Origin of the sequence: Neisseria sp. P0017.S009, assembly GCF_051957375.1 — a bacterium.
GTDB lineage: Bacteria > Pseudomonadota > Gammaproteobacteria > Burkholderiales > Neisseriaceae > Neisseria > Neisseria perflava.
Map to the genome: position 1 here is coordinate 309493 of NZ_JBQCWL010000001.1, position 14673 is coordinate 324165.

Sequence of the window (14673 nt, forward strand, 5' to 3'; positions counted from 1 at the left end):
ACGATATTGTCCTGCGCCCTATCTTCAAACGGAAAGAATGCTTTTCTATTTCTTTATAACCAAAGCGTCTGCTGCTGGTTTTTCGGCAGCAAATGACTCACACCGATGCCGATCAGGCGGAAGGCGTCTTCGCGTTGCGGCGGTATGCGTTGCAGCAAAGTATGCGCCGCCTGAAGCAGCGAGGCACTGTCGGGCAGGACGGAAGAATACGTCAGCGAACGCGTAATAATGCGGAAATCGTGGGTTTTGAGTTTGAGGGTAACGCCTTTGGCTTCGACGTTTTTGCGCTCAATCTGCCGCCAAAGGTCTTCGGCAAGGTGCGGCAAATGGCTGGAAGCCTGCTCTAAAGACAAATCTTCGGGCAAAGTGATTTCGGTTGAGATTTGCAGGCGTTCGCGTTCGGCTTTGACCGGCCGCTCGTCGATACCGCGTGCCAAATCATAAAGGCGGTAGCCGTAGCGGCCGAAATGGTTTAAAAGTTCGCCGCGCTCAAAACGGTGCAAATCGCCGGCAGTCTGCATACCGAGGGCGTTCATTTTTTTCAGCGTAACTTTGCCGACACCGGGAATCTTACCCAACGGCAAGCTCTCCAAAAACGCCATGATTTTGGGTGGCGGCAATACAAACTGTCCGTTTGGCTTGCGCCAGTCGGAAGCGATTTTGGCCAAAAACTTATTGGGCGCGATGCCTGCAGAGGCCGTCAAACCGGTTTCTTCAAAAATTTCGGCGCGAATGCGTTTGGCCACCTCGCTGGCGTACGGGATATTTTTAAAATTTCGGGTAACATCCAAATAGGCTTCGTCCAAAGACAAAGGCTCGATCAAATCGGTATAACGCCGAAACACGGCATGAATCTGCGCCGACACTTGGCGATACAAATCGAAATGCGGCGGCACAAACACCGCCTGCGGACACAGCCTTTTTGCCGTCGCCACCGACATGGCCGAGTGCAAACCGAATTTGCGCGCTTCATAAGACGCGGCACAAATGACCGAGCGCGCACCGTCCCATGCCACAACGACGGGCAGCCCTTTCAAATGCGGCTGCTCGCGCAGTTCTACCGAAGCGTAGAATGCGTCCATATCGATATGGATGATTTTGCGTTGGGACATGGGAAAAGGTGGATAAGGAAAAGGCTTATTGTAACAAAAGGCCGTCTGAAATTTCAGACGGCCTCTATGTTCAAACCTTATTTTTTACCGGAAAGCTGATCAAACAATCCGCCGTCGGCAAAGAATTTTTTCATGATGTCCGACCAAGCGCCGAACTTCTCATTCGGATTGAAGGTTTCAATATCGGGGAAGTCGGCTTTGTGTTTGGCCAACACTTCGGTATTGCGCGGACGCAGATAAAGATTGGCGGCCAACTCTTGAGCCGGTTCGCTCCAGAGGTTTTGCAGATAGGCTTCGGCAGCGGAGCGTGTGCCTTTTTTGTCGACTACGCTGTCCACGACGGCAACCGGTGCTTCGGAAAGAATGGTGTAGCTCGGATAGACGATTTCAAACTGGTCTTGGGTCAGCTTTTTGCTGACGTAGTTGGCCTCATTTTCAAAGGTAACCAAGACATCGCCGATATTGCGTTGACTGAAGGTCGTCGTTGCCGCGCGACCGCCGTTTTCAAATACAGGCGTGTTTTTCAGCAATGCGGCCACAAAATCTTTGGTTTTGCCTTCATCGCCGTTATTCACTTTCAAACCATAACCGTACGCACCCAAAAAGGCGTAGCGGCCGTTGCCGGTGGTTTTCGGGTTCGCCAAAACGATTTGCACGCCGTCTTTGGCCAAATCGCCCCAGTCTTGGATGTGTTTTGGATTGCCTTTGCGTACCAAGAAAACGACGTTACTGGTATAAGGCACGGCATTGTCCGGCAGACGGGTGTTCCAATCGGCTTTGACCAAACCTTTTTTCACCAAAAGCTCGATATCGGAAGTCTGGTTCATGGTCACCACATCGGCAGCCAAACCATTGGCGACAGCCAAAGCCTGCTTGCTGGAGCCACCGTGCGACTGTTGGACTTCAACCGTTGCACCGCCGTTTTTCGCAGCATATTCTTTAACAAACAAAGGATTGTATTCTTTATAAAAATCTCGTGCGACATCATAAGAGACGTTCAACAGCTTCACATTACCGCCCTTGCCTGCGGAAGCTGCATTGTCGGCAGATTGTTCGTTTTTGGGAGAGCAGGCACTCAACGCCAGCGCGGCGGTCAATGCGGCAAAAGAAAGGGTACGGATATTCATGGTCGGCTCCTATTAAAAGTATGGCGATACTTTATCGGGATCGGAGGCAAACGGGAAATAATGTTTGCTTTTGGGTTTATCAGTTTTGGTTATATAAACTAAGGCCGTCTGAAATCAAAAAATAATTACTTATAACTATAAAATCTAAACCATATTATTTACAAAGTTAATAAAAAAGAGTACCGTTCGTATTCGCCGAATCATTAGGCGTTTTGTTCAATAATAGAAAGATGGAGTGTAGAAACGATGAAACAATGGATGCTTTTAGGATTGCTGGGATTGGGCGCAGTGGCGCAGGCGCACGATGTTTGGGTGGCTGCACCGACACATCAGCCTGCCGGCCAAATCCTGCATGCGGATTTGGGTTACAGCCATGACTTCCCCAATGTCGAAAAAATCGCCGACGACCGCGTACATATTTTCAAACCGCTGCAATTGACCGGTAGCTCAAAGAAAACCGTTGATTTGGTAAATAAAGGCGAAAACTATCAATACGTTTCCAAAGCCGCCCTGCCTGAAGGCTCCTACTGGGTCAGCGCAACCTACAAACCGACTTTCTGGTCGAAAAACCAAGACGGCTGGAAACAGCAAACCTTGAAACAGCTGGCCGGTGCCACCTATTGCGAACAATCGCAAATGTTCGGCAAGAGTTTCGTCCAAGTGGGCAACGGCGCAGTTGATGAAGCGGTATTGACCCGCCCTATCGGCCAAGAGCTGGAACTGGTTCCGCTGAAAAATCCGAACGAAGTCAAAGCCGGCGGTATTTTGCCGGTCAAAGTCCTGTACAAAGGCGAGCCTTTGGTTAAAGCCACCGTTACCGCCAGCTCGGACACTTTGGCGGAAATGGACTTGGAATCGACCCATGACCACCGCGAACCTCAAGGCTTCTCCGGCAAAACCGATAAAAACGGCGTGGTCAATGTGATTACGCTGATTGACGGTTTGTGGAAAATCAAAGTCGTGAACGAGACCGATTACGGCGATAAAAGCGTATGTCAGAAAGACAATACTTACGCAACGCTGATTGTGCCTGTTGGTACCAAACGCGCAGCCGCACGCCATGCCCACCATCATCATTAACAACCATTAAAAAAGGCCGTCTGAACTTTCAGACGGCCTTCATTTATTCTAATTCATAACCCAAATTTCTAAAAAAACGGGAGAATGTTTCCAACTCATCACCATTTAATTGGGTAAAACGGATACGGTTGCAGCTGGTCAAGACCACACTTCCCATCCAGTGCGCCCCAAAGACGCGCTCTAAAGGGACATTCCTCATTCGATTGATAAACGGTACTTCTGAAGAAAATTGTGTAGCAATATTCGGAGGCGCGAATTTCAAACCCAAGTCCTGCAATCTATAACGGTGTTGCGCCGTCAAAAACATATCTTCGTGGTGCAGACGCACCAGCCATTCCATACCGGCAATTTTTCCGTCTTCCGGCGGCAAAGGCGGCTGGATTTCTACATTTAAGCCCAGCTGTCGCGGCATGGTTAAAAGCCGCTTGCTGCGCAGGCTGAAACCGCCGTTCTGTGGCTCGTCCAAATTCGGGGAGTTCTGAATCAGATGCTGTTTGGCCAAATATTGGTCGGTTCCCTTCAGGAAAAACTGCCCGTCTGCTTCGGTTTCCAACAAAATCGGCAAAGGTGCGCCGATATAATCATATTCCCGATAGGCATCCTGCCAGTTTTGACCGTTTAACACCCAGCCGTCATTTTGAACAATCAAACAATAATCGGTTTCGATGTAATACATCAGTTGGTACAAAACAAACAGATTGTATTCCAGATAACCGAATGGCCGGCAAAGCTGATGTCGGATATTTTTCGGCAAACCTTGCGGACAGCTCGGGCTGATCAGCAATCCACGGCTGCCGGGCAATTCGGCACAGCTGCGGATAATGGCATACATCGTGCCCTCGGTATAAGAATCTGCGCCGGTAATACCAACCACGGTAATATCAGTAAAACTCATTATATATTTCCCCTGTTTCAGACGGCCTTTAAGTTATTTACGACGCCTTGTTGCAGATATCTTTCAAACGATACAAGGCATCCAAGGCTTCGCGCGGCGTGAGGTTGTCTGGCTGAATTTGCACTAACGCCTCAGCCAATTCATTGGTCTGCAAATTATCGACAGGTTCAATTTCTTGTTCTTTCCCTTCCTCATCTTCCCTATTTTCAGACCGCATCGCGCTGAAAATATCCAACTGTGGACGGTTGGCGGCGGCTTGGTTTTCCAAATCGTTTAAATGCTTTTGAGCCGCTTTCAAAGCGCGGTTGGGCAGGCCTGCGAGTTTGGCAACGGCGATACCGTAGCTTTTGCTGGCAGGGCCTGGCTCGATGTGGTGGAGGAAGACAATGTCCTGCCCTTGCTCAAGCGCGGAGAGGTGCATATTGACTGCCGTTGCGTGGGCTTCGGGCAATTTGGTCAGCTCGAAATAGTGGGTGGCAAAGAGGCTGAAGGATTTGTTTTTTTGCAGCAAATGTTCGGCGATGGCTTGGGCAAGGGCGAGGCCGTCAAAAGTCGAAGTTCCGCGACCGACTTCGTCCATGAGGACGAGGGATTGCTCGGTGGCGTGGTGGAGGATGTAGGCGGTTTCGCTCATTTCGACCATAAAGGTGGAGCGGTTGGAAGCTAGGTCGTCCGATGCGCCGATACGGGTAAAGATTTGGTCGATGGGGCCGATTTGGGCTGAATCGGCAGGCACGAAGCTGCCGGTGTGCGCCATGAGAACGATGTGGGCGACTTGGCGCATGTAAGTGGATTTACCGCCCATGTTGGGGCCGGTCAGGAGCATGAGACGGTGTTTGTGGTCGAGTCGGGTGTGGTTGGCGGTGAAGTGGCGCACTTGTTGCTCAACGACGGGATGGCGGCCGTTTTCGATATGTATGACCGGATAGTCGGCAAACTCGGGGCAGACGAAGCCGCGTTCGGCCGCAATCGCGGCAAACGTAGAAAGTACGTCGAGTGCAGCGGCGGCTTTGGCTGCTTTTTGAAGCTGCGGCAAGGCCGTCTGAACTTCTTTCAGCAGAGCTTCAAACAGGCGTTTTTCCAATGCCAATGCCTGCTCTTGCGCGGTCAGGACCTTATCTTCGAAGGTTTTGAGTTCGGGGGTGATGAAGCGTTCAGCGTTTTTCAGGGTCTGGCGGCGTTGGTAGTCGGCGGGGGCTTGTTCGGCCTGGACTTTGGATAGCTCGATGTAGAAGCCGTGGACACGGTTGAACTCGACTTTGAGGGTGGAGAGGCCGGTGCGTTCGCGTTCGCGCGCTTCAAGCTCGAGCAGGAATTCGTCGCCGTGGTTTTGGATGTGGCGCAACTCGTCGAGTTCTGCCGAATAGCCTTGGTTGATGACACCGCCGTCTTTGAGCCAGACGGCAGGTTCAGGCATCACGGCGGCTTTAAGGGTTTCGGCAACGGGCAGGGTTTCGGGGAAAACGGCTTTGAGGGTTTCTAAGAGACTACTGCCCTCGGCGGACAATTCGATTTCATTCAGGGAAAACAGGCTGTCGCGCAGGGCGGCGAGGTCGCGCGGACGAGAGTTGCCGACGGCGATGCGGGCGGCGATGCGTTCGATGTCCGCAATGTTTTTCAGACGGCCTTGCAGGGTTTCATATTGTGAACCCAGCGCGGCAACGGCTTCTTGGCGGGCGCGGATGTGGGCGCGGCTACGTAAGGGGTGGTGCAGCCAGAGTGCCAAGAGGCGGCTGCCCATGTGGGTGGCGCAGCCGTCGAGTATGGAAAACAGGGTCGGCGATTTTTTGCCGGAGAGGGTTTGCGCGATTTCGAGATTGCGGCGCGTGGCGGCGTCCATGCCGATATATTGGCTGTCGGTTTCGAGCGAAATGCCGTCTAAATGTTGCGGCATCAGGTTTTGCGTCAGGCGGATGTAGTTCAACAGCGCGCCCGCCGCGCCGACGGCGGCTTCGTGTTCCTTGCCGTCCAAACCGAAGCCGTGCAGGTCTTGGCAGCCGAAGTATTCGGTCAACAATTTCGCGCCCGCGTCGGCGGCAAACTGCCACGAGTTCAGGCGCGTGATGTTGGCGGAGGTCGTCTGAAACCCATCAGGCAGGCTTTTGCCTTCGGGCAACAGGATTTCCGCCGCCTGCAAACGCGCCAACTCGTCGGCGAGTTTGCCCGCCGTCGTCAGCTTGGTTTTGAATTCGCCGCTTTGCAAAGAAGCCCATGCAATGGCAACGTTTTTCTTGTCTGCGTTTACCGCCACAATGCGGTTGGTTTCCTTGTCTTCCAAAAACGCCGCGTCGGTCAGCGTGCCGGGAGTCACGATGCGCACGACTTTGCGCTCCACTGGCCCTTTACTTGCGCCGACTTCGCCCACCTGCTCGCACACCGCCACGCTTTTGCCCATCTTAACCAGTCGCGCCAGATACTGCTCCGCCGCATGAAACGGCACACCTGCCATCTTAATCGGCACGCCGTCCATCTGCCCGCGCGTGGTCAGGGTAATGTCCAACAGCTTTGCCGCCTCCACTGCGTCATCCAAAAACAACTCGTAAAAATCGCCCATGCGGTAAAACACCAGCTTGTCGGCGTGTTGCGATTTGATGGCGAGATACTGCTGCATCATCGGGGAAACGGTGGGTTTGGACATGGAAAAGCCTTAGAAACGCAAAAGCGTTATTGTAACAAAAGGCCGTCTGAAAAACAGGTTTCAGACGGCCTTTAACAGCAGCTTGGTTTTAAGCCAAAGCCACTTCCAAATTATCAATCAGGCGCGTGGCACCCAAACGGGCAGCGGCAAGCACCACCAATTCTTTATCGCCAACATGAGCTACTGCCAAGCTCTGTGCATGGCGGATTTCAACATAATCAACCACCCAGCCGGCATCGGTCAAACGGCGGATACATTCGGCCTCAAGCTGGGCGTAATTAAGATTGCCGTTTTTCAGGGCAGTGGCAATGTTTTGCAACTCTTGATAGAGGCGCGGTGCTTCTGCGCGCTCTGCTTCGCTCAAATATTGGTTGCGGCTGGAAAGTGCCAGGCCGTCTGAAGCGCGGCCGGTATCAACCGGGACGATTTCGATATTGAAATTCAAGTCTTCGACAAAGCCTTTGATAATCGCCAGCTGCTGATAGTCTTTTTTACCGAAACAGGCGGTATCGGGTTGAACGATGTTGAACAACTTGGTCACAACGGTCGCAACGCCGCGGAAATGGCCCGGGCGGAATTTGCCGCACAATTCGTTTTGCAGGTGCGGAGGCTCGACATTGAAACGCTGTTCCACATTCGGATACAGCTCTTTTTCATCAGGCGCAAACACGACGGCAACGCCCTCTCCTGCCAATTTGTCGGCATCTTGTTGCAAAGTGCGCGGATATTTGTCGAAATCCTCGCCTTGTCCGAATTGCAGGCGGTTGACAAAAATGCTGACCACAACGTTATCGGCACGTTTTTTTGCTTCGCGCACCAGCGCAAGATGGCCCTCGTGCAGATTGCCCATAGTCGGTACAAATGCCACTTTTCCGGCAGTTTTGCGCCACTCGCGCAATTCTTTAATCGTATGAATGATTTGCATGGTTTGAAAAATCCTTTATCTTTTCCGCCGTTTTATCAACGGAAATCACGCGCCGATTATACGCTTTTATTCATTAAAAAGGCCGTCTGAAATAAGTTTCAGACGGCCTGGTTTTTATTTTATCCGGCAAATGTATGTTCGACAGATGGGAACGTTTTTGCTTTGACTTCGTCCACATAAGCTTTGACCGCAGCTTGAACGCTGTCTTTGCCCTGCATAAAGTTCTTCACGAATTTGGCGGTTTTACCGGGGAAAATGCCGAGCATATCGTGCATCACCAAAACCTGACCGTCGCAATCCACGCCTGCGCCAATACCGATGGTCGGGCAAGAAACGGTTTCGGTCACTTTTTTCGCCAACTCCGCAGGAACGCATTCCATCAATACGATTGCCGCACCTGCCGCATCATGCGCTTTGGCGTCGTTGAGCAACGCTTCCGCCTTATCGCCTCGGCCTTGAACTTTATAGCCGCCGAATGCAAACACGGATTGCGGGGTCAGGCCGATGTGGGCGCAAACAGGGATACCGCGCATTTGCAGAAATTCAGTGGTCTCCGCCATCCAGACACCGCCTTCGAGCTTGACCATATGCGCGCCGGCCGCCATCAACTCTGCCGCCGCCGCAAATGCCTGCTCTTTGCTCTGCTGATATGCGCCAAATGGCAAATCACTGACAATCATGGCATTTTGAGTGCCGCGAGCCACGCATTCAGTGTGGTAGCACATATCCTGCAAGCTCACTGGCAAAGTGGACTGACGACCTTGCACCGCCATACCCAAAGAATCACCGACCAGCAATACATCTACGCCGGCATTGTCCATCAGCGCGGCAAAGCTGGATTCATAAGCGGTCAGCATGGCGATTTTTTCGCCCTCTGCTTTCATTTTTTGCAAAGTGTTTACGGTAATCATGGTGTTTTGTGTGTTCCGCCCGACGGGCAGCCCTTTGTTGTAATGGAAACGCGGTATTATAAGGTCTGCTTTTAAAATATCAAAGCATAAGCAAAAAGCCCGACTGCTTTCACAATCGGGCTTTTAATTGGTGCCGGCACCAAGAGTCGAACTCGGGACCCCCTGATTACAAGTCAGGTGCTCTACCAACTGAGCTATACCGGCCTACTGAAATGCCTTGCGGCACCATCAGTCTTTAACTGGTGCCGGCACCAAGAGTCGAACTCGGGACCCCCTGATTACAAGTCAGGTGCTCTACCAACTGAGCTATACCGGCAAAGAAGTCGGAATTATGCCGATAAGTTCCCATTTTGGCAAGCATTTTAAAACAAAGTTACTCACGAAATTATAAAAACCAATGATTTTAAAGAAAATTAAATAAATACCTTACCTCTCAATTCAACACGCTCAAAGGCCGTCTGAAAACCGCTCCAGCACAAAACATCATTGTTTCTGTTAAAATAACGCCTTTTACATCTTTCGTCTGCACCCATGCCACCCCGCCATCCTTACCGCCGCCTGCGCCCAGCTAAATCCCATCTGCCCGAAGTCGGCATTTCCGAAGAAGGCAATATCCGTTCCCTCCACTTGGGCAGCGACACCATTCAAAGCTCCATGAATGTCGATCATCCGTCCAAGCTTGTGTTGTCGTACAGCCGCGCCATGATGGGTTGGCTGCTGTTTGCAGAAACCCCGCCCAAACACATCACCCAAATCGGCTTGGGCGGCGGCTCGTTTGCCCGTTGGATAGACAGCTATCTGCCCCACACCAAGCAAACCGCCATTGACATCAATCCGCAAGTCATCGCCGTGGCGCGCAGCCTGTTTGAATTGCCGCACGAAGGCGAAAATTTTGAAATTATCGAGGCGGATGGCGCGGAATATATTAAAGTGTTCCGCCACAATACCGATGTGATTTTGGTAGATGGTTTTGACGGCGAACAGATTATCGATACTTTGGTGGAAGAGCCCTTCTTCCAAGACTGCCGCAACGCCCTCTCTTCAGACGGCGTATTTGTCACCAACTGGTGGAGCGGCGACCAGCGTTACCAACGCTTTGTCGAACGCCTGCTCAACGTCTTTGACGGCCGCGTGCTCGAGCTGCCTGCTGAGAGCCACGGCAACGTAGCGGTCATGGCGTTCCAAAGTAGCCCTAAAGAACAAAATCTCGACAACCTGAAAAAACGCGCCGAAAAATTAAGCGAAAAATACGGCTTGGACTTCAAACGGATGCTTGCTGATTTGAAAGCCAACAACCAAAACAACGGCAAGAATTTTTATCTGTAAACCGCTTCAGGCCGTCTGAAAAAACAAACAAGGACACACTCATGCTCAAACCCGACATCATTCAAATCCCCGGCCCGGCCGGTTTACTGGAAACCATCTACCTGCCAAGCACACAAGAATCCGCCCGCGGCGTTGCCGTCATCAACCACCCCAATCCCCTGCAAGGCGGCACCAACACCAACAAAGTCATCCAAACCGCCGCCAAAGCCCTCAGCCAACTCGGTTTCCATTGCTACCTGCCCAATTTGCGCGGCGTAGGCAATAGCGAAGGCGAACACGACTACGGCCGCGGCGAAACGCATGACTGCATTGCCGTTATCGACTACGCCCGCGCGCAACATCCAGACGCACCGCAATTCGCCCTGGCTGGCTTTTCATTTGGCGGCTACGTTTCCACCTTTGCCGCCCAAGAACGCACGCCTGATTTGCTGTTGCTGATGGGCGCTGCCGTCCATCACTACACCGACCGTCCTGAACCATCCGACGTTCCCGATATCGCCAAAACATTGATGATTCATGGCGCGGAAGACGAAGTCGTCGAAATCAACAAAGCCCTGACATGGGCAGAACCACAAGGCCTGCCAGTTGTAACCATTGCCGGCTCGTCCCACTTCTTCCACGGCAAACTCATCGTTTTACGCGATACGATTACACGGTTTGCACCGGCTTTATTAGGCTAAAATCCGGCTACAAAATAAAACAAGGCCGTCTGAAAGCTTTTTCAGACGGCCTTGTTTGTATGAAACCTTATTATCAAATATCAGGCTCAAGTATTCAGAAATCCATCAAGGATTTTCTGCTTAACATATCAATTCTGAGTCAACCAATACTGCAAACCAATCAAAGTCTTACCATCTTTGATTTTATCGTTTGCCAATGCATTGCGCACCTCGTCCTTGCTCATCAGGACGGTTTCTGTAATTTCATCCTCATCATTGCTCAACTCGCTGCCTAAACGCACACCTTGCGCTTGGTAGAGATACATTTTTTCATCGCAAAAACCGACTGCTGTATAAAAGGAGTACAACAGTTTGACGCTGTCGGCAACGTATGGCGTTTCTTCTGCCAACTCACGCAAAGCGCATTCGGCAGGATCTTCATCCGCCACATCCAATTTACCCGCCGGCAATTCCAACGTCGCCTGATCGGCGGCATAACGCCATTGGCGAACCAAAACAACTTTGCCGTCTTCCGTTTCCGCCAACACACACGCAGCACCCGGATGGCGGATCACAACCCGTTGGCTTTCGTTGCCGTTGGGCAGGCGCACCCGATCGCGGCTGATGGTAACAAAAGAACCTTCGTAGATTGGCTCGCTGCTTAATTTAGTTTCTTTCAAATCCATTTTTTACCTCATTTCCAAATTATTAAATATTAAAGGCCGTCTGAAATGCTTTTTCAGACGGCATAGATAAGCCCTATTCCCGAACACGTTCAATTTCAATACCGACCTGCGCCACATCGGGCAAGATACCCGGTTTCACAATACGGACGCGCACTTTGGCCGCACCAAAATCATTCAAAATCAATTGGGCGATATGTTCCGCCAAAGTTTCCAGCAGTAAAAAATCCTGTTCGGCAAGGCTGCGGCGTACGACTTCGCATACTTCGCCATAATGGATGGTATCGCCGATATCGTCGCTCGTGCCGGTACGCTCGGGAACACTGATTTCCAAATCCAAAATCAAAGTCTGTTTACGCTCGCGTTCCCAATCATATACGCCGATTAAAGTATCGGCCTTCATGCCGCACAAAAAGATTTTATCCATTTGCCTGTCCGTTTTTTTGATAGAATATCCGTTCCCATTTTAAGTAAAGCACCCAAAATGTTCAATGTACTCGCCATTATTGCCGCCTATCTTATCGGCTCCCTGTCTTTTGCCGTCATCGTATCAAAATATTACGGCATGGACGATCCGCGCACTTACGGCTCTGGCAACCCCGGCGCCACCAACGTCTTGCGCAGCGGTAAGAAAAAAGCGGCCGCACTGACCCTGCTCGGCGATGCAGTAAAAGGCTTGGTTGCCGTCATCTTGGCACGCTGTCTGCAAGATACTTTAAATTTGTCTGATGCAACGATAGCACTGGTTGCCATCGCCGCATTGGTCGGTCATATGTGGCCAATATTTTTCAATTTTAAAGGCGGCAAAGGCGTAGCCACCGCATTGGGTGTCTTGCTCGCCCTCTCCCCTGCAACCGCCCTGCTCTGTGCCTTAATTTGGCTGGTCATGGCATTCGGTTTCAAAGTATCCTCCCTCGCTGCACTGGTCGCCACCGTCTGTGCCCCAATCTTCGCCTTCTTCATGATGCCACACGCCTCTTGGGCATGGGCAACCGTATTCATTGCAGCATTGGTGTTGTACCGCCATAAAAGCAATATTCAAAACCTGATTCAAGGCAAAGAAAGCAAAATCGGGGATAAAGCCGGAAAATCTTAAAAGTGTAGATGGCCGTCTGAAAATATATTTTTCAGACGGCCTTTATAGTTTTTATTCACGCATAATCAGTCAATCTTAATATATTCCACCGACAGAATCTCTATAACCTCACGCCCTTCCGGTGTATTCAAGACAACTTCATCGCCTTCGCGTGCTTTAATCAGGCTGCGCGCCAAAGGGGAAATCCATGAGATTTTGTTTTTAGCAGTATCGATTTCATCTACGCCGACGATTTTGACGGTTTGTTCACGACCGTCTCCGCGCAATAAGCCAACGGTGGCGCTGAAAAAAACCTGGTCCGTGGCTTCGCGCGCTTCAGGGTCGACGACAACGGCTGCTTCCAAGCGTTTGGTTAGGAAGCGGATACGGCGGTCGATTTCGCGCATACGGCGTTTGCCGTAAAGATAGTCACCATTTTCGCTGCGGTCTCCATTGCTTGCCGCCCAGTTAACGATTTGGACGATTTCCGGGCGTTCTTTGTTGACCAGGTGATAAAGTTCGTCTTTCAATGCCTGCCAACCGGTAGGCGTGATGTAATTTTTGGTTTCGGTACTCATGATGTGTTTAAAACATAATTAAAGGCCGTCTGAACGTTAATTTTCAGACGGCCTTTATTGTAAGTCAATTTACTTTATTCTTCATCATCATCGCTATCACTGATACTGATGCTGTGTTCCATTTTGCTTGGATGAACTTTCAAGCCGCCACAACCTGATTTTTCGGTAGAGAGACGGTTTAGATACACTTCATCGATATCGCCGGTTTGATAAACACCGTTGAAACATGAAGAATCAAAGGATTCGATTTTTGGATTGAGTGCTTTGACTACTGCTTCCAAGTCTTCTAAGTTTTGGAAGACGATGCCATCCGCGCCAATCTCGGTTGCGATTTCTGCTGCGCTGCGGCCGTTTGCAATCAGTTCTTCACGGGTCGGCATATCGATACCGTACACATTCGGATAGCGCACTTCGGGAGCAGCAGACGCAATGTAAACTTTGCGTGCGCCTGCCGCGCGTACCATTTCAACGATTTCACGGCTGGTCGTACCGCGCACGATGGAATCATCCACCAACAAAACGCTTTTGCCGTTAAACTCGGTTTCCATCGGGCTGAGTTTTTGGCGCACTGATTTTTTGCGTGTTGCTTGGCCGGGCATAATAAAGGTGCGGCCGATGTAGCGGTTTTTAATCAGACCTTCGCGGTAAGGTTTTTCGAGATGGACGGCAAGCTCCATCGCGCTGGGTCGGCTGGTATCGGGAATCGGCATCACGACATCGATATCATCGACAGGCAGCTCGCGTTTGATTTTTTCTGCCAAAGATACGCCCATATCCATACGGGACTGATAAACGGAAACGCCATCGATGACGGAGTCCGGGCGGGCAAAATAAACATATTCAAAAAGACAAGGGCTTAATTTGGCTTTATCGCTGCATTGACGGGAAATAATCGTGCCATCAAAACCAATAAATACGGCTTCTCCCGGCTGGATATCGCGTTCCAAATCATAGGCAAGTGCATTAAAGGCAACGGATTCGGAGGCAACGGCATAAGATTTTTTGCCGGATTCGTCAATTTGCGAACCCAAAACCAACGGACGGATACCGAAAGGATCCCGGAAAGCCAGCATGCCGTATCCTGCAATCATGGCTACTACGCCGTATGCGCCGCGCACCAAACGGTGCACTTCAGAAACGGCGTTGAAAATATTGTCGATAGTGAGTTGGTAAGAAACTGTATTTTTAGAGACTTTGCGGCGTAATTCGTGTGCGAATACATTGAGTAGGACTTCAGAATCGGAGCTGGTATTAACGTGGCGCAGGTGTTTGTTGCATACGTTTTCATAGAGCTCTTCAGTATTGGTCAGATTACCATTGTGTGCCAAAACAATGCCGAATGGGGAGCTGACATAAAACGGCTGGGCTTCTGCGCTGCTGCCCGCATTGCCTGCAGTCGGATAGCGGACATGTGCAATGCCTGCATTACCGACCAAGTCACGCATATTACGGGTACGGAACACTTCGCGCACCATGCCCTTGCCCTTGTGCATATGAAATATATTGCCTTCGGCAGTAACAATACCTGCTGCGTCCTGACCACGGTGTTGCAACATCTGCAAACCATCATACAACATCTGATTGACCGGTTCATGACTAACCAAACCTAATACACCACACATATCGTGCTTCTCCGAGTTTGAAGATTAAATGGGTAAGCCGTC

General features: G+C 50.8%; 14 protein-coding genes and 2 tRNA genes. 4 read left to right on the forward strand and 12 right to left on the reverse strand.

Features of this window, described 5'->3' with window-relative positions:
• Positions 1-53 precede the first annotated feature (53 nt).
• Together dinB and ACTHTG_RS01600 are read right to left on the reverse strand one after the other, a co-directional pair.
• Complete coding sequence (gene dinB, locus ACTHTG_RS01595; RefSeq protein WP_049333441.1) at positions 54-1112, reverse strand: DNA polymerase IV; 1059 nt, start codon at positions 1110-1112, stop codon at positions 54-56.
• Between the two features lie 77 nt (positions 1113-1189).
• Complete coding sequence (locus ACTHTG_RS01600) at positions 1190-2233, reverse strand: sulfate ABC transporter substrate-binding protein (protein WP_192832390.1); 1044 nt, start codon at positions 2231-2233, stop codon at positions 1190-1192.
• A 252-nt stretch (positions 2234-2485) separates the two neighbouring features.
• On the opposite strand from ACTHTG_RS01600, the gene ACTHTG_RS01605 reads away from it, so the two are divergent.
• A complete protein-coding gene (locus ACTHTG_RS01605; RefSeq protein ID WP_070765393.1) occupies positions 2486-3319 on the forward strand; it encodes a DUF4198 domain-containing protein in 834 nt (277 codons plus the stop codon).
• A gap of 43 nt (positions 3320-3362) precedes the next feature.
• Here ACTHTG_RS01605 and ACTHTG_RS01610 read toward each other — a convergent pair whose 3' ends face one another.
• From ACTHTG_RS01610 to ACTHTG_RS01635, 6 genes are all read right to left on the reverse strand, one after another.
• Positions 3363-4214, reverse strand: a complete 852-nt coding sequence (locus ACTHTG_RS01610) for a DUF5672 family protein (protein ID WP_070765392.1) — start codon at positions 4212-4214, stop codon at positions 3363-3365.
• 37 nt (positions 4215-4251) lie between these two features.
• Positions 4252-6852: a DNA mismatch repair protein MutS gene (mutS, locus tag ACTHTG_RS01615; protein ID WP_440360500.1), complete on the reverse strand. Its 2601-nt coding sequence runs from the start codon at positions 6850-6852 to the stop codon at positions 4252-4254.
• Between the two features lie 88 nt (positions 6853-6940).
• Complete coding sequence (gene panC, locus ACTHTG_RS01620) at positions 6941-7777, reverse strand: pantoate--beta-alanine ligase (protein ID WP_049333452.1); 837 nt, start codon at positions 7775-7777, stop codon at positions 6941-6943.
• A 119-nt stretch (positions 7778-7896) separates the two neighbouring features.
• Positions 7897-8688, reverse strand: a complete 792-nt coding sequence (gene panB / locus ACTHTG_RS01625) for a 3-methyl-2-oxobutanoate hydroxymethyltransferase (RefSeq protein WP_004521070.1) — start codon at positions 8686-8688, stop codon at positions 7897-7899.
• A 128-nt stretch (positions 8689-8816) separates the two neighbouring features.
• Positions 8817-8892 (reverse strand) — tRNA-Thr (locus ACTHTG_RS01630).
• A 36-nt stretch (positions 8893-8928) separates the two neighbouring features.
• Positions 8929-9004 (reverse strand) — tRNA-Thr (locus tag ACTHTG_RS01635).
• A gap of 215 nt (positions 9005-9219) precedes the next feature.
• Here ACTHTG_RS01635 and ACTHTG_RS01640 point away from each other — a divergent pair.
• Positions 9220-10014, forward strand: coding sequence for a polyamine aminopropyltransferase (locus ACTHTG_RS01640; RefSeq protein WP_049331546.1), 795 nt, complete (start codon positions 9220-9222; stop codon positions 10012-10014).
• 41 nt (positions 10015-10055) lie between these two features.
• Positions 10056-10694 (forward strand): alpha/beta hydrolase, encoded by a 639-nt coding sequence (locus ACTHTG_RS01645; RefSeq protein ID WP_049331543.1) that lies wholly within the window; start codon positions 10056-10058, stop codon positions 10692-10694.
• 128 nt (positions 10695-10822) lie between these two features.
• On the opposite strand, the gene ACTHTG_RS01650 is transcribed toward ACTHTG_RS01645, so the two are convergent.
• Positions 10823-11359 (reverse strand): NUDIX hydrolase, encoded by a 537-nt coding sequence (locus ACTHTG_RS01650; protein WP_070765389.1) that lies wholly within the window; start codon positions 11357-11359, stop codon positions 10823-10825.
• 73 nt (positions 11360-11432) lie between these two features.
• Positions 11433-11783 (reverse strand): dihydroneopterin aldolase, encoded by a 351-nt coding sequence (gene folB, locus ACTHTG_RS01655; RefSeq protein WP_049331537.1) that lies wholly within the window; start codon positions 11781-11783, stop codon positions 11433-11435.
• A 57-nt stretch (positions 11784-11840) separates the two neighbouring features.
• Between folB and plsY the strand changes: the two genes are divergently transcribed.
• Positions 11841-12452 carry a glycerol-3-phosphate 1-O-acyltransferase PlsY gene (gene plsY / locus ACTHTG_RS01660; protein ID WP_440360501.1) on the forward strand — a complete coding sequence of 204 codons (612 nt, stop codon included), beginning with the start codon at positions 11841-11843 and terminating at the stop codon, positions 12450-12452.
• A gap of 65 nt (positions 12453-12517) precedes the next feature.
• On the opposite strand, the gene greB is transcribed toward plsY, so the two are convergent.
• Positions 12518-13009, reverse strand: a complete 492-nt coding sequence (gene greB / locus ACTHTG_RS01665; protein WP_004520154.1) for a transcription elongation factor GreB — start codon at positions 13007-13009, stop codon at positions 12518-12520.
• A 74-nt stretch (positions 13010-13083) separates the two neighbouring features.
• The gene (gene purF, locus ACTHTG_RS01670) at positions 13084-14631 is read right to left on the reverse strand and encodes an amidophosphoribosyltransferase (protein WP_004520153.1); all 1548 of its coding nucleotides are present in this window, start codon (positions 14629-14631) and stop codon (positions 13084-13086) included.
• Between the last annotated feature and the right edge of the window lie 42 nt (positions 14632-14673).